The organism is Rhizobium atlanticum, from assembly GCF_030182485.1.
GTDB lineage: Bacteria > Pseudomonadota > Alphaproteobacteria > Rhizobiales > Rhizobiaceae > Rhizobium.
This window is the reverse complement of the sequence record NZ_JAQJCJ010000026.1, coordinates 41,862-62,432: the sequence shown is the minus strand read 5'-3', so window position 1 is coordinate 62,432 and position 20,571 is coordinate 41,862. Positions and strand designations below refer to the sequence as shown.

Here is a 20,571-nt window from a genome sequence, read left to right as displayed (position 1 = left end):
CGCCAAGGGCGACATCGTCATCCTCGACAATCTCGGCAGCCATAAGGGCCAAGCTGTCCGTCGTGCCATCCGGGCCGCAGGCGCGCACCTCTTCTTCCTGCCGCCTTACAGCCCGGACCTCAATCCCATCGAGCAAGTCTTTGCCAAGCTCAAGCACCTAATTAGGAGAGAACAGCCTCGCACAGTCGAAGCGACATGGCGCAAGGCTGGTGAAATGCTCGACTGCTTCTCGCCAGCAGAATGCGCAAACTACCTCACAAACTCAGGATATGCTTCCGTATGAAAGCAGCAGGCTCTAAACAAATCAGCGAGCTCGAAGCACGTTGGGAATCACGGTCTTGATCCAATCCGGATGTCTTTCCTCGGGGTCATCATTGATCTTGCGCCTTGGGCCTCAGCTTGTCAGCGACGACAAGCGATCTGCATTCGGTCCTAGGCCGCCATCGTTTCGTTCGCCGTGCTATGGAATTGACCACCTCTCACTAGAAGAGCCCAAACAATGCGGGCCATCTTGTTGGCCAGCGCAATGGCGGCGACTTTATATGGCCTGCGCCTCAGCAACTCAGTCAGCCAGGCTGAGATCTTTGCGCCTCGACGTGCGTGCTGGATAACGGCGGACGCTCCCACAACCAAAAGAGATCGTAAGACCGGGTTTCCCATTTTTGAGATTCTTCCCAATCTGGTTTTCCCGCCTGTGGAATTTGATTTCGGGGTCAGGCCTATCCAAGCCGCAAAATGACGCCCAGACTTGAAGGCCTTTGGGTCGGGTACAAATGCCGCGATGGAGCTGGCAGTGATTGGACCCACACCTGGAATTGAGGTCAGCCGGCTCAATGTCGCATCCTGTCGGCTTTCGCGGATCATGTGCTTCTCCAACTTAACGATCTCCGACGTGTAGGCCTCTATCTGATGGGTCAGGGGCAACAGGGCGATGCGGGCCAAGGGTGGCAAGCGGGCATCATCCTCGTCACGGACGATTGCGGCAAGGTCGTCGACCTTGCCCACACCTCTGGATGTGGTAATGCCCAGTTCGGTAAGATGACCGCGCAAAGCGTTGATCGTTTGGGTGCGCTGCCGAACCAGCAGGTCCCTTGCCTTCAAGAGCATAGCCGTCGCTTGCTGGCCGACGGTCTTGAGCGGCACGAAACGCATCGACGGTCGGCCTACAGCTTCGCATATCGCCTCAGCATCTGCCGCGTCATTCTTGCCTCTTTTGACATAGGGCTTCACGTAAGCAGGTGAGATCAACCGAACTTCATGTCCGAGAGCCTTGATCTCTCGTGCCCAGTAATGAGCGCCTCCGCATGCCTCCAATCCAACGACACACGACGGGATCTTCCTGAAGAACTTCAAAACCTCAGAGCGTCGAAGCTGCCTACGAAGGATTGTCGTCCCTTCGTTGTCTACTCCATGCAACTGAAAGACTTGTTTGGCCGTGTCGAGACCGATTGTCGTGATCAAAGTCATAAGAACGCTCCAAGCTGTTTACCGAACATGATGTTCGGCCTCTTTTCAGGATAGGGTGGGAGCAGAGCCGTTCCACAACATCAAATCAGCAGAATTGTGATTCATCCTGGATGCTGGAATGGAGGCCAGCATCGATGACGCGACCTTATTCGAATGATCTTCGTGAGCGTGTTGTTGCGGCAGTTTCGGCCGGTCAGAGTTGCCGGGTGGTGGCGGAGCGGTTCGACATTGCCGTTTCCTCTGTGGTGAAGTGGTCGCAACGCCATCGGGCAACCGGCAGCGTCTCGCCGGGCAAGATGGGCGGCCATCGTCGGCGGGTGCTGGAGCCGTATCGTGCCTTCATCGTCGAGCAGATCGAGCAAACATCCCACCTGACGCTGCATCGGCTGAAGGATGAGTTGGCCGCCCGCGGCGTGAGCGTCTCCCACAATGCCATCTGGCAGTTCATGCGCCGCGAGGGCCTGAGCTTTAAAAAAAACGCTGTTCGCCCTTGAGCAGGGCCGCGCCGACATTGCCCGGCGCAGAGCCCGCTGGAAGGCCTGGCAAGGCCGCTTTGATCCGAAGCGGCTCGTCTTTATCGACGAGACTTGGATCCGCACTAACATGGCGCCGTTGCGCGGCTGGGGCCCGAGGGGCAAGAGACTGCGCGGCTTTGCTCCGCATGGCCGCTGGCGCACGCTCACTTTCCTCGGCGCCTTGCGCTGCGATCGGCTCACTGCGCCCTGCGTCTTCGACGGTCCCATCAATGGCGAGTGCTTCGACGCTTATGTCCGCCAGCAGTTGATCCCAACCCTCAAACCCGGCGACATTGTTATCCTCGACAATCTCGGCTCCCACAAAGCCAAGGCCGTCCGCCACGCCATCAGGGCGGCTGGCGCCAAACTGTGGTTTCTGCCGAAATATTCTCCCGACCTTAATCCGATCGAGCAGGCCTTCGCCAAGATCAAGCACTGGATGCGCCAGGCCCAAAAGCGAACCGTCGAGGACACCTGGCGCCATCTGGGCCACCTCGCCGACACCATCAAGCCCGACGAATGCGCCAACTACTTCTCAAACGCAGGCTACGCTTCCGTCAAAACCTGAAACGCTCTAGCCCCATTTGGTCGAAACGCCGGATTGGTCAAGCTTGATCTCTGCGCCGCTACCCGAGCCCAGGGCGAACAGTTCTCGCTTTTGTATCAGTTCGGCATTTTGGCGCGCGGGCGAGATTCATGATCGCTCGGTAGGCGTTTAGGGTCCCTTAAATGCGACATAGAGTTGGTTCCCAGGTTCCCCCAGCCAATTCTTCTTAAATTTGCCCGACGAGCTACGTCGCGGCGAAATGGCTATTCAAAGAGAATGACGCTGGCCGGCGTTGGCGGCATCGATTTGACCGTGACGCGGGCGAGGCCGGCCAGTTTTGCCATCTCAGTCAGCTCACTTTGCTTATAAGCCTGGCCCGCCGGCGTGCTGGCGAGCATCTCCCAGGAAAAGGCCGCTGGAAAAGGCGGTGACACGCCATCTTCGTTCGGCACGAAATCGACCGCGACGATCCGGCCACTCTTTGCAAGGCTCGCGGTGATCTTTCGCAGCAGCTCAGCACATGTCGGCAAATCGAAATGGTGCAGAAAATTCGGGAGCAGGACGAGATCATAATCCGTACCCCAGTCAACGTCGAAGGCGCTGCCGGCGATCGTCCGGTAGCGGTCCGCCACGCCTGATTTTTCCGCATTCTGCCTTGACAGCTCCAAGACGGCGCCCCAGTCGACGGCGACAATCTCCGCGGATGGAAAGGCCTTGGCAATTTCGATCCCGAAGAGGCCCGGACCTGCCGCGATGTCCAAGACCTTTTTGGGAGATCTCGGCCAGCCGGAGATTTCGTCAGCCAGTATTTTGGCGCTAAGCCCGGTGAAGGAGCCCATGCCGCGGGCAAACTTCAACCAGACGGGATTGTCCGCCGACATGTTCGCAAGACCGGCCGAACCGCCGTTTCGCACGACGGCGGCCGGATCGCGCAGAAAATTATCCAGTACTTCGGGTGCGGCGACGAACTCGACGGCAGAGCCCATATAGGCCGGCGAATTGCGGTCGAGGAACATTCTGGTCGAGGGCGTCATCCGATACTGATCGCCCTCCTTGGTCAGGAAGCCATGGACGACGAGGTAATCGCAAAGGATGCGCACGCCCCGCTGCGAGGCGCTCGTTGCCGACGCCAGCACTGCTGCCGTTTTGCCCTCACCGATGTGCGTAAAAAGATCGAGCTCGATCGCCGCTCTGATCGCTGCCGTCTTTCGGCATGCAAACAGCGCATCGACCACAAGTTCGGGCGACACTGCGCCGGCATGGGCGTGCTCGACGATTGTTTCCATAGACCCCCCCGAGAGTTTCGACCGACCTTGCCTGGCAGCGCCAGCGGCAGGAATTATGCGTATATCCGCATATTCCACAATACTCACCGCGCTAACCCTATCGGGTTCCCCGCCTTAGTGACCGGGCTATGCTGCCGGCCGCCGACATTATCCGAGTTGCTCTTCCTCGCCGGCAGACTGTCAATCGAACCGGCTTTCGCATTTATACCGACGAGTAGGGAAGCTTCGGGCCACAATGCGTTCCGGACCCCTCGGCCATGGGACCACGAGGCCATCGGAGGCTCGGCGACAGCGCTGTGTCGCGAATCAATGTGGGAAAAAATGCCGGTCCGCAGGGACTCGGCATCAGGCCGCTGGATCAGACCCGTTTTCGAATTCCAAAAACCAAGCGTAAGTGGCTCTAATGCCGTCCTCAAGCGAAATGCGCGGTTTCCAGCCCATATCCTGCAGCTTCTGATTGCTCATCAGCTTTCGCGGCGTGCCGTCGGGCTTGGAAAGATCATGAATGATCTCCCCCTCATAACCGACAACGCGGCAGACCAGACGCGTCAACTCGATAATTTCGAGATCCGTGCCCGAGCCGACATTGACGTGCTGCGAGCCCGAATAGGTTTTGAGCAGAAACACCAGGGCGTCGGCGCAGTCGTCGACGTGAAGAAACTCTCGGCGCGGGGTTCCTGTGCCCCAGACTACCATATGCGGGTCTTTGCGCAGTTTCGCAGCATGCGCCTTGCGGATCAGCGCGGGCAGCACATGGCTGGAGTTCAGGTCGAAATTATCGCCGGGGCCGTATAGATTGGTCGGCATGGCCGAAATGTAGTCCCGGCCATATTGCTTGCGATAAGCTTCCGCGAGCTTGATACCGGCGATCTTGGCAATCGCGTACCATTCGTTGGTCGGCTCGAGCGGACCGGTCAACAGAGCCTCTTCGAGAATCGGCTGTGGCGCGAGCTTGGGATAAATGCAGCTTGACCCCAGGAAGAGAAGCCGGTCCACTCCCGTCCGATGGGCAGCTTCGAAGATGTTGGCTTCGATGATCAGATTGTCGTAGATGAATTCAGCGGGATAGCTGTCATTCGCGAGGATGCCGCCGACCTTGGCAGCGGCGAGAATGATCGCGTCAGGCCGGGTTGCTTCAACAAATTTCTCGATCTCGTCCTGCCGCTTCAAATCGACCTCGGCGCGGGTGGCCGTGACGACGCTGCAAGCTTCGGATTGAAGCCTGCGCACCAGAGCGCTGCCGACCATTCCGCGATGACCGGCAACCCAGATCTTCTTGTTGGATAGATCGTACACTCAGACCTCTTTCCGGCTGCCTTGAGCCTTCCAGTGCTTGATATCCTCGCGCACCATCTCAGCGGCGAGCGCGCGAACCGGCGTCTTGTGGCGCCAGCCGAGATTCTGACGTGCCTTGGTCGGGTCACCAAGCAAAAGGTCGACTTCCGTCGGGCGGAAATACCGGGGATCGATTTCCACAAGGCACCTACCGGAGGCAGCATCATAGCCCTTCTCGTCGACGCCGGACCCCTTCCATTCCAAAGTGATGCCGACGTCGGCGAAGGCCCACTCGACAAATTGGCGGACACGCGTCGTCTCACCCGTCGCCAAGACATAGTCTTCCGGCTTGTCCTGCTGCAGCATGAGCCACATGCCCTCGACATATTCACGCGCATGGCCCCAGTCACGCTGGGCGTCAAGATTCCCCAGAAAGAGCTTGTCTTGAAGGCCGAGGCTGATGGCGGCGACGGCCATCGTGATCTTGCGCGTGACGAAGGTCTCGCCGCGAAGCGGACTTTCATGGTTGAACAGAATGCCGTTCGACGCGTGCATGCCGTAGGCCTCGCGATAATTCACGACGATCCAGTAGGCATAGAGCTTGGCCGCGGCATAGGGAGAGCGCGGATAAAACGGCGTCTTCTCGTTCTGCGGCACTTGCTGCACGAGACCGTAGAGTTCCGATGTCGATGCCTGGTAGAACCGGCTTTTTTTCTCAAGACCCAGGATGCGGATAGCCTCAAGCAACCTCAACGTCCCGATACCATCGGCATCGGCTGTATATTCCGGCGTTTCGAAACTGACGCCGACATGGCTTTGTGCGGCCAGGTTGTAGATTTCGTCGGGCTGGGTCTGCTGCACGATCCGAAGCAGATTGGTCGAGTCGATCATATCGCCATAGTGGAGGATGAAGCGCGGGTGAGTTTCGTGCGGATCCTGATAGATATGCTCGATGCGGCCGGTGTTGAAAGACGACGATCGCCGCTTGATGCCGTGTACTGTATAGCCTTTGCTCAAAAGCAATTCGGCCAAATAGGCACCGTCCTGACCAGTTACCCCAGTAATAAGTGCGGTTTTCGTCATTTTTCACGTCGTCTTTCGATACATTTTTCAGGATGGTGTATGGAAATGACCGAATTAATGCAACCCCATGTACCTCCGGCCAGGCCGGCGAAATGAGCATTCTCGATCTCTGCGCCTTACCGGCACAACGGACAACCTCCTCAAGATCGCTGGGCGGTTACCGGCGATGACTGCAGAATTTGACGCCGATTGATATCCCCCGCCGGCCAGACTGCCAGCATCTTCCTTTCATCCGTGGTCACGCAGCATACAAGACGGTGATGCACCAGCTCCGTGTTGAACATAGGTAGCAAACGCAGAAGCTCCGGCAAGATGATGGATGCAGTCTCCCGCGCCTAGCTTTTTTTGAGGTTATCGTTTAGGTGCCACGCTTGGTGTGCTGGCAAAGAAGTATGAGGATAGAGTAATGACCCGAAAGATAGCTGTAATCGGTCTCGGGTATGTCGGCTTGCCGGTCGCGGTCGCCTTGGCGGAAAAGTTTCCGGTGGTCGTGTGATTCGACGTCAAGAGACACCGCATTGAGAGTTTGAAAGCTGGTAAAGACGTAACCGGCGAGTTGACAGCGCAGTCCTGCAAAATTCATCCCTTAGATTGACCTATGGTGATGTAAAGGATTGCAACTTTTATAATTGTGGCGGTCCCACACCTATCGATGACAACCGTCAACCGGACCTCACGCCTCTCATTGCAGCATCTCGGACAGTGGCTTCGCTGCTCAAGGTTGGCGATATCGTCGTTCTTGAATCGACTGTATTCCCTGGTGCTACCGAGGAAGATATGTGGGCCGATTCTTTCCGAAATCTCGGGGCTCCGGCAGGGCGTGGACTTCAACCTCGGCTATTCGCCGGAGCGCATCAATCCAGGTGATAAAAAGCACACGTTCAAGACAATCACGAAGGTGTGAACCGCGCCGGGTTTGCCGGAGGCTGTCTGGTTTAAGTTATGCAGCCATGGCTGGTTCGTCCAGGATGGCGTAGTACTGCTCCTCGGCTTCGGTTCCCGTTCCAGGAATATAGGTTGGCTCGTCGCTGTCTCGCACACAACTGTTAAATTCGGCGAGCAGAACGGACCTTCTAGCAGCATCGCAGATGCCGCCGCGGTCGCATTAGCGGACCCGGCACAGATTCTCAAAATCACCGCTCGCCTCTACACCAATAACAGTGCTGAATCAAAGGACACAATCCGTGGGACTAACGGCCCTTTCGCCCTTTCACGGAAGGGCGCTAGCTCGCCCCGAACTTGGCGAGCCCGGCCTCCACGGCCTTTTCCGCACATAGCCAGTCCCATTCCGTGTCAATATCAAGATTTTCGACATCGCTGTCACTGACTATTGGAACCGCATTGTGCGGAAAAAATGTTCTCTCGTCTCGCAATTGCATTGCCGAAATGATGTAAAGCGCGCCGCTAATCTCGTAGACTTGTGGCAAATCCTGTGAGCGCTGCAACAGCCCCTTGCCGTCCGTATAAGGCCTCAGCTCGCTTTCTTGGATCTTAAAGCACCAGGCAGGATGGGTCGCCGCAGGTGAAACGCCAATCACGGGTCTTTCACCGAGCTCACGGAAAAGTCGCAAGCCTTCGCAAACCGTCGACAATTGGCGGAAAGGCGATGTGGGCTGGAGAAGGACGACAGCCTCAACCGGGCCACGCTCCGATTCATAGAAATCGAGCGCGTGCAGCGCCACCTCAAGCGAGGTTGCTGTGTCTGTTGACAAATGGTGCGGACGCAGCCACGGGACCCATGCACCCGCCTCGGTCGCAATCGAAGCTATGTCCGGATCATCAGTCGAAACCAAGACATCGGCTGACAAGCCGACGCGCTTGGCCAGGTCAATCGTCCAAGATATGAGCGGCTGGCCACCGAGCTCGCGAATGTTCTTTCCAGGAACGCGTTTAGAGCCGCCTCGGGCTGGGATCAAAAAAAGAAGGCTCATTTCGACAGAAACTCTTCAAGTATCCTCAGGCCCGTCACTCCGCTCTTTTCCGGATGAAACTGACATCCGAACACGTTATCGCGCTGGACTACGGCTGTGACCGGCAAATTGGCGGCAATGCCGTCAGCGATACGATCGGCCGCCGAAGTAGGATTGGCCATAAAGGAATGGACGAAATAGACTGGCGATCCACTGGGTATCCGCCGCAGCAAGGTGTTGCCCCAAGAATTTCGTCCCGCTGCCGGCACCAATTCGTTCCAGCCAATATGCGGCACCTTGCGCAATACGCCTGCGTCTCCCTCGGATGGTATCAGCGAGACATTCCCCGGGATGAAACCCAGACCATTGATCACTTCAAACTCGTCGCTCGACTGAAATAACATTTGCATACCCAAGCATATGCCAAGCAGCAGATTACCTTTGGCCACGGATTGGCGCAATGCATCGTCCAATCCAAGCTGGGACAGTTCACGCATGGCTTTCGGAAAAGCACCTACGCCAGGAAGCAAGATCCTACCGGCTGTTGCGACAACGTCCGGATCAGCTGTGATCCTCGCAACTGCACCGGAATATTCCAGCGCGCGCGCGACACTGCGGATGTTGCCAGCGCCGTAGTTGACCACCACAACCTCATTCGTAGGCATGTTTTCTCACCTTTATGCCGACGCGATCGGCGCTCGGCCGGATGTCATCCAGGTGCAAGCGCCCGTAATGCAGAACATCGGCCATCGCGACACCATCCGCTCTTGCGTCCCTTACGGCAGAAACCAGATGATCGATATTGCCCATACCACCGCTTGCAATAACGGGAATGTTCACCGCCTGCGTCACCTTCGCAGTCAATTCGATATCATACCCCTTGCGGGTACCCTCGCGGTCGATCGACGTCAGCAATATCTCGCCTGCTCCGAGCTCGACGCCGCGCTGCGCCCATTCAACAACATCGAGATTGGTTCTTTCGCGACCGTTGTCCGTATACGCCTTCCAGCTTCCGTCGGGTTGCCGCTTGGCTTCGATCGACAACACCATGCATTGCGAGCCAAAGCGCTCCGAAACGCGGGTGATCAACTCTGGTGTATTGGCCGCGGCAGTATTGATCGCAACTTTGTCGGCACCGCTATCCAGCAATTCCTGAACGTCGTCCACAGTGCGGATACCGCCACCAACCGTGACCGGAATAAATACGTCCTCCGTGGTCTTGCGGACAATTTCGACGAGATTGCTGCGCCCATAGAGACTGGCGACGATATCCATGTAGATGATCTCGTCGGCGCCTTGGTCATAGAATTTTTTTGCGAATTCGCCGGGATCTCCGAGGACGCGGAGCCCCTCAAGATGCTCCCCTTGATAAGGTTCGGACCCTTGACGTCGAGCCGGGCTATTAAACGAACATTGGTCATGGCGACACTCTTTCAGGGCTTGCTCAGCCCACCCCCGATCGGCTTTCGCAACCGCCAATCATTGCCTTCCTTCGTCCAGATATGATCGGCTCGCCGTGAATCGATCACTTCGTGGAAATCGTCCTCGTTGATGTCGCAGTATTCGAGGAATTCCTTGTAGTGCCTGCTCGGGAATTCATGGTCGTAGCGCTTGACCAGCGCGATACCCTCTTCCCGCGTGATCTTGCCGTCGCGGATCTCGTGCGCCGTATCGGATGTGGCGCGGCCGATGCCGAACTTGATGAACGCGAGGTAGTAGCGAGAGCCGTCGATCTTGTCGTCGAGGCTTGCATACTTCGAGTAGGTTCCCTCCGATCGCTCGGTATTCGGCGTGAAGCCCGTATGCTCGAGGCAGTAGTAGTAGTTCTCCTGCGGGTCCCAGAACTTGTAGTAACCGAAGAAGTGGATCTCGGTTTCGTTCTTCTTGATGTCGTCGTATCTCGGCGCCATGAAAGGATAAAGATCGGCGAGCGACACACCGTGTTCGGCCCAGAATTGCGGCAGGAGACCCGAGAAATAGTGCTTGTCGTGATCGGCGATATCGCGCGTCGGCTTGAACGCGTTTTTCATATCCCGCCGTATTCGACTTCGCCATTCTCACCATACATGATGAGCTGGACATTGTGCTTCACGGCCATGTGCAGCGGATAGTTCGTCTGGCCATAAATAAATGGCTGGAAAGGATCGCCAAGATGCTTGAACGACAGGCTGGTCAGCTTGCGGGTGACAACGGGATTTGGCGTTCCCAGGATGTGGTTGAAGCCGGATGCGATGAATGCATCGAGGTTCTGGCGACCGATCGCCGTCGGATTCAGTGGCGCCCATGTTATGGCGAGCGGGTTCATCCCGTACTTGTATTTAAGCTGATGCACAACGAAGCTGCCGTCCTTGCCACCGCTGCAGGGAACGATCACGTCATACTCACCGTTGCTCTTGCGGTGTCTGTCACAAAGGGCGGCGAGTTCCTTGTCACGCTCTTCCCAGTTAATTCCGTGTCGTTTGAAATTCGCATAGTTACAAGCGGAGCAAACACCCTTTTCGTCAAAGGTGATGCGTGGGCGCTGATTTGAGACGGTGCAGTTGGCGCAGAATTTAATATCGGACGGTAGGTTGTATTGTTTCTGCACGTCTCTCTTCATGTGTCCTCAATGCCTTTTTATCGAGCTGTTCGCAGACGCCAGGTCGGCAGGCCTCCCGACGTCCAGCCAAGGCTCGTGCATTGGATAAGCTACCGTACGGATCGACTGCGACTGTAATCTTTCAAATAAAGTCGGCATGTCACACTGTTCGCCTAATACAAGACTTTCAATTACTGCTGGATTTAAGGCGTAAACGCCCGCATTGATGTGATTCCGGGTAACCGGCTTCTCCGCAAAGCCAATAATATTGATTCCATCCGTGTGTACGACGCCAAATGGGTGCTGCCATTCATAGAGTCGGACGGCCATTGTTCCAGAGGCTTGATGCTTTACATGGAATTCAAGTAATTCCCCGTACCGTATATCACTTATTACATCACCGTTTGTAACTATAAACGGCTCGCTGGGGCGAGGATCGATCAAGGACAACGCTCCCGCGGTGCCGAGCGGCTGGTTTTCCCGGAGGTAAGCGATGTTTACGCCCCATGCCGCGCCATTGCCAAAGTAGTCCTCGATCATGTTTCCGAGGTGATGGATCGACACCAGGAAGTTGCGAAAACCTTCCGATTTGGCCCGCTCGATGATATGCTCCATCATCGGCTTACCCGCGATTTCAACCATTGGCTTTGGGCAGTTCTCCGTATGCGGCATCAGCCGTGTACCTCTGCCCCCCGCCATGATGACCATGAGGTTTGACCGCTCAGCAGGCGCCGTAATCTCATCCCAAAGATGAATCCCGACGACCCTTTGTGCCTTGTCAACAATCGGGATCTGCTGAACCTTGTTCAGGTTCATCAGCTGCAGCACAGTCTCGCGGCCAAGTTCCGGCGGAACGACGAAAGCATCACGATGCACAATGCTCGAGATCGAACTGTCCATCGTCAGACCGCGGAGCAAGCCGCGCCGGATATCGCCGTCCGAGACGGTGCCTTCAAGCTGCCCGTCTTCGTTGACCACGAGCACGATCTTGATCGCAACCGCATCCAGATTTTGGATCGCATCCTTTATGGTCGCGTCAAGCTTCAGGGACGCTTTGCGCCAGATTTGAGAATCACTCATTCGACCGCGCTCCCAGTCCAATCCAGATCGTAAAACTGCTTCCGGATCAGTTCGGAAAGATCACAGCTTTCGATAATATTCGCTATGGCACTGCTCGCGCCGCCCGAACCATAGGGGTTCACATTGCTTTCGAGTTGCTTGCGGTAGTGCGGGTCATAGGTTGCCGCGATCGCCCGCAGGATATCCTCCCGCCTTGGTTCGCAATCTATGACACTGGCGGCCCGGATACGGCCCTTTTGCCGCTCACCGATATTGACCGTCGGCTTCTTGAGGCTCGGCACCTCGATGATACCGCTCGACGAATTGCCAACGACGGCATCGACTGCGGCGACCAGCGAAAGGTATCGCAGTTGCCCGAGAGACGTGTAGGCACGCGCGTTGGAATGCTCGGCGACGAAGGCCTCGATCATCGACGTAACCTTTCTGCCTTCCGTATCGGCATTCGGCAGGGTGAAGACGATGTTGGTGCCCTCAAGGCTGCCAAGCGCATCGAGAAGCTCTTTCGTGTGCCGTTCCGCGAGGCCCGGCAATAACGTTTCGGGGTGAAACGTGACAAGCAGATTGCGGCTCCCCAACTGGAAGTCGAGGCTCTGCTCCAGTTCAGGCAGGCTCATCAGAGTCATTTGCATGAGGCTGTCTATGCCAAGCGCACCGACGAGATGGACACGCGCGGGGTCTTCTCCAAGCTGAATGACCCGACGACGATATTCCTCGGCGGCAACAAAATGCAGATGGGACATCTTGGTGATCGCGTGGCGGATCGCGTCGTCGAATGCGCCTTCCGTCTTTTCACCGCCGTGCAGATGGGCGATCGGCTTGTGTGCGATCATCGCCGCCGTAGCGGCTCCGAGAATTTCGTACCGGTCCCCCAACAAGAGGACTAGGTCCGGATCGAGATCCTGCAGGGCATCGGCGAAGCCTATGACGCCGAGACCTATCGACTTTGTCACCCCTACGCTTGTGTCGGAACTCAGGAGCATCTCGACCTTGCGGTCGATCTGAAAGCCGGCTGCCTCGATCTCGCGATAGGTCAGACCAAATTCGGGCGACAGATGAGCGCCTGTAGCAACGACCTGCAGGGTCATGGCCGGCGAGCGCTGAATGGCTTCCATCAGCAAGCGCAACAGTCCGAATTCGGCGCGCGAGCCCGTTATGACGCAGATTTTTCTCACAGTTCGATCAACTCGTCTGGTGCGAAATCACGTTTCGCCACGCGACCGACGACCTCGTCCCATCGCATGGGAGAAATCCCCGTGCCCGGCCGTTTGGCTGAGATATTGTCGGCGTTGAACAGGTCGCCCTGCCGGATGGTCTTTTGCGCGACAATCGAGCGCCGAGCGATCGAGATGTTTTTGCGTTCACTCGCTGTGGGGCGTTTGATACCGTCACCCAGCGCTTGTTCGATGTTCCGGATCGCCGAGATCATCGCCTTCAACTCTGCAGGCTCCAGGCTTGCCGCATGGTCAGGACCCGGCATCGTGCGATCGAGGGTAAAGTGCTTCTCAATGACGGTTGCGCCGAGAGCGACGGCAGCCACGGGCACCTCGATACCGTTCGTATGGTCCGAATAGCCGATTTTTACACCAAACGCTTTCCCGATATTCGTCATGGCCGACAAGTTTACGTCGGAATAGGGAGTCGGGTACTCTGTATTGCAATGGAGCACGGTGATCTCGCTCCGGGAGGTTCCGGCTGCTTCGACAGCATCGATTGCGGCCTCGATATCGCCGAGCGAACACATTCCAGTCGACATCAGGATTTCAAGACCAAGCGAACCTACATGCCGCAGGTAGGGAAGATTCGTCATCTCACCAGAGGGTATCTTGATAACGCGTTGCCCCAGACCGAGAAGATAATCGATGTTCTCGATATCGAAGCCGGTGCTGAAAAAGCCAATGCCATATTCGGTGCAATACGACGCCAACTCCTCGTGCATCGCCGGCGACAGCTCCAGTTGGCGCAGCATCGCGATCTGCGACGACGAACCGCCTCCGCCAGCCATCTGATATTCGGCCTTTGGCGCGGTGGCCGTGACAATCTTGTTGGCCGTAAATGTCTGGAACTTGATCAGATCAGCGCCCGCTTCCGCCGCTGCTTCGACAAGCCTGCGCGCGATCCCGACATCGCCGTTGTGGTTTACGCCGGCCTCTGCAATGACGAGCGTGTGCTGTCCTTTTGTCATTGGTCGCCTCTCATTAGCGTGCCATCCGGCACGTCGTTTTTCACTACAGCTCCGGCCGCGATGACGCAGCCCGAGCCAATCTTGACGCCGTTATGGACGACAGCCCCACTCCCGACGAAGGTTCCGTTGCCGATATGGCAACTCCCGTTGATGATTGCACCGGTGGATATATGGGAATGATCGCCGACGACGGCATCATGTTCGACGAGCGCCCGGCTGTTGACAATGCAGTTCCGCGCGATGAAGGCGCGAGCGTTGACGATCGCGCCGTGGAATAGGATCGTTCCCTCACCGAGACCAGCATGTTTCGAAACATAGGCGTGGGGGGAAACGATGGTGGGCAACACAGCGTCGATCGATTTCAGAAGCGAATAGAGGCGGATTCTTGCCTCGGCACTTTTGATCTGCCCAACTGTGACCAGCGCGTTGCGCTCAAGCTCCAGAAGGGACGCCAGCATCGCGTCATCACCGAGAAGCGGATAGCCAAGCAGATCCGCGACTGCGGCAGGCTGCCGATCCACGACGCCGCGGATAGTGTAGCGCGCGTCAGCCTCTATGACGTCGATGCAGGATCTGCAATGCCCTCCGCCGCCGACAAGAAGCAAACCACTCACACAAGTCCCGCTCCACTCGGAATGTTGATCAGCGTCTTTTCGAGCTTTTCGGCTACGTCGAGCGGCGCGCGAGGGCAGGCCTCAAATTGGTGCAGGCCATGCATTAGCTTCCAGACCGGGCGGGTCATGTAGCCCGCGGCGTTCGTCTGCTCGAGGATGCTGTCGCGCAGCTGCAGATCCACTTCCTTCAGCTTCAGGGCCTGAAGCCAGTAATTGCTCGTGCAGTTCTCCGGCTCATGGACGAGTTCGACACCATCCAGCCGCGCGAAGACCTGCCGGTACTTCTCGTGTAGCGCACGCTTGGCCTTGAGGAAGCCTGGCAATTGCTCCAGCTGGGCGCATCCAAGGGCAGCGTTCAGGTTCGGCAGACGATAGTTGAATCCAACCTCATCATGCACATATTCCCATTTGTGAGGGCGCTTGGCAGTCGTCGTGATGAACTTGGCACGTCGAGCCAATTGCTCGTCGTTGGTCAGAATTGCTCCGCCGCCACCAGTTGTGAGCGTCTTGTTGCCATTGAAGCTCAAGGTGCCGATCAGACCGAAGGTACCGGTGTGGCGACCGTGATAGTAGCTACCGAGAGACTCTGCGGCATCTTCTACTATCTGCAACGAGTGTTTGCGCGCGACACGCAACAGACCACCCATATCGCACGGATGACCGAACGTGTGCATGGGCACGACGGCCCGAATGACCCTACCGGTGTCGCGGTTAACGCATAACCCACGCACCTGCTCGGTCTTGAAAGAAAGCCAGCTGTCGAGCGCTTCGGGATCGACTCCGAGCGTGTCGTCGCTGCTGTCAACGAAATGAGGAACGGCGCCGCAATAGCTGACGGCATTGGCCGTTGCAGCAAAGGTCAGAGCCGGCACGAGAACCTCGTCTCCTCGCTCGACCCCTGCAAGCAGAAGCGCAACGTGGAGGGCGGCCGTGCCGTTCACAACGGCAACCGCGTGCGCGCTACCGGTGAAGGTGGCAAGGTCCCGCTCGAAACGATCGACGTAAGTGCCGACCGACGACACGAACGTGGAATCGAGGCAATCCTTCAGGTACGCCCATTCATTGCCGGCGAAGACGGGGGCGTGAAGATCGGCCTTGACCGGGCCAAGAACCTCCTCAATCGCTCCGACGATAGCGGTGCCCAGATCAGCACGCAGCGAAGGCTTTTCGATATCATCGATCATAGATTGTAGATATCCGGTTTGTATCCGCTCAAGTTCTCGGGCCGAGCGAGCCATGACGCCGTTTCTTCAATACCACGTCTGAAACCATCCCGGCCACCGTAAAGCGGCGCCCAGTCGAAAAGGCCGCGCATCTTCGAGTTGTCCGCCCAAAGCCGTTCGACTTCGGACTTGTCCGGCCTGATCCTGGCCTCGTCGGTCAGAATTTCAATCTCGGCGTTCATCGCCTCGGCGATGAGTTCGGCGGTTTCGCCGATCGATATCTCGAAGTTGCTGCCAAAGTTTATGACCTCGCCCAGCCCCTTGCTGGAATTCAAAACAGCAAGGAAAGCCGAAACCGTGTCCGCGACGAAACTGAAATCACGCGTCGGCGAGATCGAGCCGAGCTTGATCTGCCGCTTGCCGGCAGCGATCTGCGAGATGATGGTCGGAATTACCGCGCGCGCTGATTGGCGCGGCCCATAGGTGTTAAAGGGCCGTGCGACGACAACCGGCGTGCCAAAGGCCGCATGGAACGACAGCGCGAGCTGGTCCGCGCCGATCTTGGTGGCGGAATACGGGGACTGCCCCTGCAACGGGTGATCTTCGGTGATCGGGACAAAGCGGGCGGTCCCGTAAACCTCGCTGGTAGACGTGTGGATGACGCGCCCGACCTCGAGTTCGCGCGCCGCCTGCAACACGTTCAACGTCCCGGTGATATTCGTTTCCACGTAGGACTGCGGAGAATGATAGGAGTATGGGATCGCGATCAGCGCGGCAAGATGAAGAACCGCGTCACAGCCCTTCATAGCGGTCTTCACGCCATGTGGGTCGCGGACATCTCCGGCAAAGATGTCGAGGCTCTTGCGGATTTCGGGCGCGCTCGAATCCAGCCAGCCCCACGAGCCGAAGGAGTTGTAGAGAACGAACGCGCGCACGTCGTGGCCGGCTCGGACGAGGGCTTCCGTCAAATGAGAACCGATGAAGCCATCAGCGCCCGTTACCAAGATCTTCATAGACTGAGCTCCTCAAGAATCGATTCCAGCTGCTGCAGGCTCTCGAGATAACGAAGCGTGTGCCCGGGTGCCGCCATATCAAAGTGCTTCTTCGCCAAGCCGATTTCATCCGCCGAAAGCGACGGCAGCATTTCCATGATACTGAACGCTCGATTGCCATATCTGAGCAATCCTGTCGAGGACGCGCCGATAACGAGCGCATAATCGTCATCCAGAAGCTCAGATGGCATCTCCGGATCGATGGACCGTGCGGCCTCGCTGGCAAAACCCAACCGGAAATACGGGTTCGGATGATCCTTCACATCGCATCGGAAGCCGCGTTTTACCGCGAGCTCTACTATTTCATGAAAGATCGCGTTCTGGTCCTCATCTCGCGAATGAGCCTTGCCGGTCAGCAGCAGAATGGCGGGCGACTTTGCTGTCTCCCTTGGCGCCGACGATGCCTCTCCGGCATAACCTACCGGGTGACTCACAATCGAACGAGGGTAGGCCTTTACCGACAGGCTGTACTCGCCGGGATTGTCTCCGACCGGCGGCGAGTAATAAAGCACGAAGAACCGATCCAGGCGGCACAGCCTAAGCAACGTCAAAAGTTTGGATTTCGGTGCTGCCGAAATGTCCATAGGGATGGAGCCTAGCATGGAGACTTGAGGGAAATGATCCCCCTTCGGACGAAGGAGCAGGATCAAGAGATCCAACACGGGCATGCAGCATTCGTGGAAAATGACGAGCCTTCGACCGAGAAACCTGCACTTTGCGACCAGGAGCGCGAAGTAGAGCGATTGGCGAACGAAGCCCGGCGGCGTTGTCTCGATTTCCATCTCGCGACCGATCTTGCGGGCGAGATAGCCGTACGAGCGATTCAAGTTGGCCGACGTCGCCACGATCCGATGGACGCCCAGCGCTTCCGCGCGCGCCGCCAGAAAAGCGATTGGAAGCGTGGACGCAACGATGGAGACAGATCTGGTCATGACTTCTATCAGGTGCCGGCGACAACGGCCTTGATATTCAGGCTCACCGGAAAGCTCCCGGCTGGCGTATCGAAATTCTTATTGGACCAGTCGCCGAGGTCAGCGCCAAACTCACCGGCGGTGGTCCACTCCTGCGGGTTCGCATAACCACAGGCGAGCATGAGCCTGGAGAGCAGCGCCTTGTTGTATATCGACTTGTGGAAATTGTATTCGTAGTCCTGCCCACCCATCAGCGCGCGCTTCACAATTTCGAGGTTGTTGCTGTTTGCCTGATAGATCGCGACCAGGTGATCGAAATGCGGAACGGAAATACGTAGCGTGCCGCCTGGCTTCAGCTTCTTCCGAAAATTGCGCAGCAGCTGTTCGGACTCCTCAAACGAGAAGTGCTCGAGCACATGGCACAAGTATATTTCGGCGACGGTTCCATCGGCGAACTCAACGAGATCGAAGTTGTTCGCGATCAGGTGAATATGCGGAGCTTCGCGTGCATCGATATTCACCCAGCCCTGCAGGTTGATTGGGCCCGCACCGAGATGGACCCTGAGGCCGGAAACGGAACCAGGCTTGACATGGATCGCCTTGCCATCCTTGCCGAACACGAGGTTCACCGCTTTCCGGACGGCCGAGCGGCCCTTCATCATCAGTGCGTGGATTGGGGCAGGCGTCATGGGAACCTCATGCGGGTTTCGGTCGGACTTTCGGTAGAATGGCTATTTTATCTTTGTGTCACGGCGAGAGCCTATGACTGCCGCAGGTACGCCTGCGAGGATCGAATAATCCGGAAAACTCTTCGTGACAACCGCATTCGCACCGACGACGCAACCGCGGCCCAACGTTACCCCCGGGAGAATCACGCTGTTTGCGCCCAACCAACAATCCCCGCCGATCGAAACAGGCCGGAAAGGTTTGTAACCGGGTTTCCGGCTGGCGGCAGCGTCGTTCTCTCGGATTGTCCCTTCACCGTAGATTTCGTGCGTACCGGTGAGCACGGTGACATTGTTGGCAAACAGGCAATCAGCACCAATGCTAACTTCGCCGGAAACGAGACCATCCGAAAAGAAGGACGTATTCTTCCCGATTTCAATCCGCCCGCCGGTCGTTGACACGATGGTTCTCGGGCCCAGCGACACTCCGTCGTGAAGGACGACCGCGCCCTTACCTGCCACGCCGACTTCCGCTCCCTTTGCTATGCTGCACGATCTGCCGATCTCCAGCGAAGCATCGTCGATCGCAACAACGCCCCGCAAGATCACCCCCCTGCCCCATGAAGTTCTGGCAATGGAGCCCGAATCTATCCGGATCGTCCCGGTGAACAGACCGCGCGTCACTCGGAAGCAAAGAGACGTCGATATTCGTGTGAGTTTGCGGATGATTCTAGATAGAAAATTCACACAGCACCCGCCTGAGGCAATGCATCTGTCTCGTTCGGCTGAACAGACAAGGCGAGAGCATCGATCATGAGCCGAAGTTCGCCAAGGAATTCCTGCTTGTCGCTCTCGCTCGTAGAGGCTACCCCGGTGCCGATACCTGGATAGTTTGTAACCGTTTTGCGCGACAGATGCTCCGCAAACCAGTCAATGCCCTCGTGCTCGCCGGTTCTCCACTTTTCCGGATCGTAGAAAATTCCATCTGGCCCGAAGCAATCATCGATCCCGGTCACACCCGGTGCGTGCTTGAACCACGGAACACCGGCACAGCAGGTTCGCCACCCCGTGAGGCTACGTTCGACGGCAATAGACCCGGTAATTGTTACTGGTAAGACCTGCCGCATCATTGCATCACCCGGACGGAAACGCGGCTGCAGAAAGACACATCCCAACGCTTCAAGCTGGTGATAGTATTCGACGGAGCGCGCGATCCCGACGAGCGAAAATCCCGTAATCTTGGAATAGTAGATCCAGCTACCCGGGTGTTCCTTGTAAGGAATTTTCCCGGAGTAACCTGCCCTTCTGATCGCCAGCACGACATCGAGATGGTCGCTGAACGAACCGCCTTCGGGAAAGGTTGAAGCCTCCGGCTGATAGTGAGCATAGAGGAGCGGCAATGGATTTTCTCTTGCGATCAGCCGTTCAGCTTCCTCGTTCGAGATTGCCTTCGACGAATAGTAATCCAGCGCGTATTTCTGCCGATTGATCACACGGGACATTGCCGACAAGCCATATCCCCTGCGTCGATCGATCAAATGTGGGACAGCAGGTTGCTTCCTTACAATCTTCTTTGCGCGTTGCCTTGCCTCGCGTTCGGCGAGCTTGAAGTAGGCGTACGAGCGGCTGACCGCCGGGCCACCGATACGCTCGTTCTGCTTAGGAACGCCACGCGCAAGATAGTTGTCGCGATAGGCGATGACATCGTCCCGAAAATCGACACCCGACAACTCGAGCCCGAGAAATTCGCGATCCTTGATGGAATTCGTCTGCACCACTGGCAGCAGCCGCCCTCCGGCCCCAAACGGCATTGGATACAGAAAGACTTGCTTTACGTTGGCAAGCCGGCAGGCGATCTCGATGAGCGTGTACTCAACGTGGTGCGCAACACCCGTAAAGAAAATCGCGTGCGCGACCTCCAGACGTCTCAACACCTCAGTCAAGCGCAGTACAAAAATCAAGAAGGAACGCTGATTGTCTTCATAGGTATCACTCTCCCCCATCCAGCGATAGAAAAGAGGAATATTCGCGCTGATCCTTGCCTTCACATCCTCGAAATCAACATCAGCTAGATGACTAAAAGTCTCATCCACAGGATGAACGATATCAAAGACCTGTTCGTGCTCAGCAAGCCGCCATTTGACGGTCTTGCTGGCGTAGATGGCGATGCGCGCATCGGGCTCGAAGCGTTCGCGAACGTAACCATAGGGCTCGATCAGAAGCGTCCTGCGCATCGTTTCCAT

At 57.0% G+C, this 20,571-nt stretch carries 22 protein-coding genes; 3 read left to right on the top strand and 19 right to left on the bottom strand.

Going from position 1 to position 20,571, the window contains the following annotated elements; all coding sequences use genetic code 11:
- A partial coding sequence (locus PH551_RS28605) for a transposase (RefSeq protein WP_285195385.1) occupies positions 1-283 on the top strand: 283 nt, incomplete at its 5' end.
- 149 nt (positions 284-432) lie between these two features.
- Here PH551_RS28605 and PH551_RS28600 read toward each other — a convergent pair.
- On the bottom strand, positions 433-1,467 hold the full coding sequence (locus tag PH551_RS28600) for an IS110 family RNA-guided transposase (RefSeq protein ID WP_285196029.1): 1,035 nt from the start codon (positions 1,465-1,467) through the stop codon (positions 433-435).
- Positions 1,468-1,601: 134 nt separating this feature from the next.
- On the opposite strand from PH551_RS28600, the gene PH551_RS28595 reads away from it, so the two are divergent.
- Positions 1,602-2,550, top strand: a protein-coding gene (locus PH551_RS28595; RefSeq protein WP_285196028.1) for an IS630 family transposase whose coding sequence is annotated in 2 segments (ribosomal slippage) — positions 1,602-1,937 and positions 1,939-2,550 — 948 coding nt in all. Because the reading frame shifts where the segments join, the coding sequence is not laid out codon by codon here.
- A gap of 242 nt (positions 2,551-2,792) precedes the next feature.
- On the opposite strand, the gene PH551_RS28590 is transcribed toward PH551_RS28595, so the two are convergent.
- From PH551_RS28590 to gmd, 3 genes are all read right to left on the bottom strand, one after another.
- Positions 2,793-3,815 carry a class I SAM-dependent methyltransferase gene (locus PH551_RS28590; protein WP_285196027.1) on the bottom strand — a complete coding sequence of 341 codons (1,023 nt, stop codon included), beginning with the start codon at positions 3,813-3,815 and terminating at the stop codon, positions 2,793-2,795.
- 345 nt (positions 3,816-4,160) lie between these two features.
- A complete protein-coding gene (fcl, locus tag PH551_RS28585; protein ID WP_285196026.1) occupies positions 4,161-5,111 on the bottom strand; it encodes a GDP-L-fucose synthase in 951 nt (316 codons plus the stop codon).
- Entirely contained in the window at positions 5,112-6,173 is a 1,062-nt protein-coding gene (gene gmd, locus PH551_RS28580; protein WP_285196025.1) for a GDP-mannose 4,6-dehydratase, read from the bottom strand. It lies immediately after the preceding gene.
- Positions 6,174-6,764: 591 nt separating this feature from the next.
- Between gmd and PH551_RS28570 the strand changes: the two genes are divergently transcribed.
- On the top strand, positions 6,765-7,040 hold the full coding sequence (locus PH551_RS28570; RefSeq protein ID WP_285196023.1) for a hypothetical protein: 276 nt from the start codon (positions 6,765-6,767) through the stop codon (positions 7,038-7,040).
- Between the two features lie 356 nt (positions 7,041-7,396).
- Here the strand turns inward: PH551_RS28570 and PH551_RS28565 are convergent, their stop codons facing one another.
- The 15 genes from PH551_RS28565 to PH551_RS28495 all read right to left on the bottom strand — a co-directional run bounded on the left by PH551_RS28565 (position 7,397) and on the right by PH551_RS28495 (position 20,571).
- Positions 7,397-8,104 (bottom strand): acylneuraminate cytidylyltransferase family protein, encoded by a 708-nt coding sequence (locus PH551_RS28565; RefSeq protein WP_285196022.1) that lies wholly within the window; start codon positions 8,102-8,104, stop codon positions 7,397-7,399.
- Positions 8,101-8,748: an imidazole glycerol phosphate synthase subunit HisH gene (gene hisH, locus PH551_RS28560; protein WP_285196021.1), complete on the bottom strand. Its 648-nt coding sequence runs from the start codon at positions 8,746-8,748 to the stop codon at positions 8,101-8,103. The genes PH551_RS28565 and hisH overlap by 4 nt, the downstream gene beginning before the upstream one ends.
- Entirely contained in the window at positions 8,735-9,562 is an 828-nt protein-coding gene (gene hisF, locus PH551_RS28555; protein WP_285196020.1) for an imidazole glycerol phosphate synthase subunit HisF, read from the bottom strand. Before hisF ends, hisH begins: the two co-directional genes overlap by 14 nt.
- Positions 9,517-10,113 (bottom strand): adenine nucleotide alpha hydrolase family protein, encoded by a 597-nt coding sequence (locus PH551_RS28550; protein ID WP_285196019.1) that lies wholly within the window; start codon positions 10,111-10,113, stop codon positions 9,517-9,519. The genes hisF and PH551_RS28550 overlap by 46 nt, the downstream gene beginning before the upstream one ends.
- A complete protein-coding gene (locus tag PH551_RS28545) occupies positions 10,110-10,670 on the bottom strand; it encodes an N-acetyl sugar amidotransferase (protein WP_285196018.1) in 561 nt (186 codons plus the stop codon). The genes PH551_RS28550 and PH551_RS28545 overlap by 4 nt, the downstream gene beginning before the upstream one ends.
- A gap of 18 nt (positions 10,671-10,688) precedes the next feature.
- Entirely contained in the window at positions 10,689-11,741 is a 1,053-nt protein-coding gene (locus PH551_RS28540; RefSeq protein WP_285196017.1) for a nucleotidyltransferase family protein, read from the bottom strand.
- Positions 11,738-12,913, bottom strand: a complete 1,176-nt coding sequence (gene neuC, locus PH551_RS28535) for a UDP-N-acetylglucosamine 2-epimerase (RefSeq protein WP_285196016.1) — start codon at positions 12,911-12,913, stop codon at positions 11,738-11,740. Before neuC ends, PH551_RS28540 begins: the two co-directional genes overlap by 4 nt.
- Positions 12,910-13,923, bottom strand: coding sequence for an N-acetylneuraminate synthase (gene neuB, locus PH551_RS28530; protein ID WP_285196015.1), 1,014 nt, complete (start codon positions 13,921-13,923; stop codon positions 12,910-12,912). The genes neuC and neuB overlap by 4 nt, the downstream gene beginning before the upstream one ends.
- Positions 13,920-14,537, bottom strand: a complete 618-nt coding sequence (locus PH551_RS28525; RefSeq protein ID WP_285196014.1) for an acetyltransferase — start codon at positions 14,535-14,537, stop codon at positions 13,920-13,922. The genes neuB and PH551_RS28525 overlap by 4 nt, the downstream gene beginning before the upstream one ends.
- Positions 14,534-15,721 (bottom strand): LegC family aminotransferase, encoded by a 1,188-nt coding sequence (locus tag PH551_RS28520; protein WP_285196013.1) that lies wholly within the window; start codon positions 15,719-15,721, stop codon positions 14,534-14,536. The genes PH551_RS28525 and PH551_RS28520 overlap by 4 nt, the downstream gene beginning before the upstream one ends.
- Complete coding sequence (locus PH551_RS28515) at positions 15,718-16,713, bottom strand: NAD-dependent 4,6-dehydratase LegB (RefSeq protein WP_350223867.1); 996 nt, start codon at positions 16,711-16,713, stop codon at positions 15,718-15,720. Before PH551_RS28515 ends, PH551_RS28520 begins: the two co-directional genes overlap by 4 nt.
- Positions 16,710-17,684: a hypothetical protein gene (locus PH551_RS28510; RefSeq protein WP_285196011.1), complete on the bottom strand. Its 975-nt coding sequence runs from the start codon at positions 17,682-17,684 to the stop codon at positions 16,710-16,712. Before PH551_RS28510 ends, PH551_RS28515 begins: the two co-directional genes overlap by 4 nt.
- Positions 17,685-17,692: 8 nt before the next feature.
- Positions 17,693-18,325, bottom strand: coding sequence for a class I SAM-dependent methyltransferase (locus tag PH551_RS28505; RefSeq protein ID WP_285196010.1), 633 nt, complete (start codon positions 18,323-18,325; stop codon positions 17,693-17,695).
- Positions 18,326-18,394: 69 nt separating this feature from the next.
- A complete protein-coding gene (locus PH551_RS28500; RefSeq protein WP_285196009.1) occupies positions 18,395-18,931 on the bottom strand; it encodes an acyltransferase in 537 nt (178 codons plus the stop codon).
- 140 nt (positions 18,932-19,071) lie between these two features.
- On the bottom strand, positions 19,072-20,571 hold the full coding sequence (locus PH551_RS28495) for a hypothetical protein (RefSeq protein ID WP_285196008.1): 1,500 nt from the start codon (positions 20,569-20,571) through the stop codon (positions 19,072-19,074).

Excerpts from the sequence above, each read along its gene's own strand:
- PH551_RS28600 (WP_285196029.1), bottom strand. The coding sequence starts at position 1,467 with ATGACTTTGATCACGACAATCGGTCTCGACACGGCCAAACAAGTCTTT.
- PH551_RS28590 (WP_285196027.1), bottom strand. The coding sequence starts at position 3,815 with ATGGAAACAATCGTCGAGCACGCCCATGCCGGCGCAGTGTCGCCCGAA.
- gmd (WP_285196025.1), bottom strand. The coding sequence starts at position 6,173 with ATGACGAAAACCGCACTTATTACTGGGGTAACTGGTCAGGACGGTGCC.
- PH551_RS28565 (WP_285196022.1), bottom strand. The coding sequence starts at position 8,104 with ATGAGCCTTCTTTTTTTGATCCCAGCCCGAGGCGGCTCTAAACGCGTT.
- hisH (WP_285196021.1), bottom strand. The coding sequence starts at position 8,748 with ATGCCTACGAATGAGGTTGTGGTGGTCAACTACGGCGCTGGCAACATC.
- PH551_RS28550 (WP_285196019.1), bottom strand. The coding sequence starts at position 10,113 with ATGAAAAACGCGTTCAAGCCGACGCGCGATATCGCCGATCACGACAAG.
- PH551_RS28540 (WP_285196017.1), bottom strand. The coding sequence starts at position 11,741 with ATGAGTGATTCTCAAATCTGGCGCAAAGCGTCCCTGAAGCTTGACGCG.
- neuB (WP_285196015.1), bottom strand. The coding sequence starts at position 13,923 with ATGACAAAAGGACAGCACACGCTCGTCATTGCAGAGGCCGGCGTAAAC.
- PH551_RS28520 (WP_285196013.1), bottom strand. The coding sequence starts at position 15,721 with ATGATCGATGATATCGAAAAGCCTTCGCTGCGTGCTGATCTGGGCACC.
- PH551_RS28515 (WP_350223867.1), bottom strand. The coding sequence starts at position 16,713 with ATGAAGATCTTGGTAACGGGCGCTGATGGCTTCATCGGTTCTCATTTG.
- PH551_RS28510 (WP_285196011.1), bottom strand. The coding sequence starts at position 17,684 with ATGACCAGATCTGTCTCCATCGTTGCGTCCACGCTTCCAATCGCTTTT.
- PH551_RS28505 (WP_285196010.1), bottom strand. The coding sequence starts at position 18,325 with ATGATGAAGGGCCGCTCGGCCGTCCGGAAAGCGGTGAACCTCGTGTTC.
- PH551_RS28495 (WP_285196008.1), bottom strand. The coding sequence starts at position 20,571 with ATGGAAACGATGCGCAGGACGCTTCTGATCGAGCCCTATGGTTACGTT.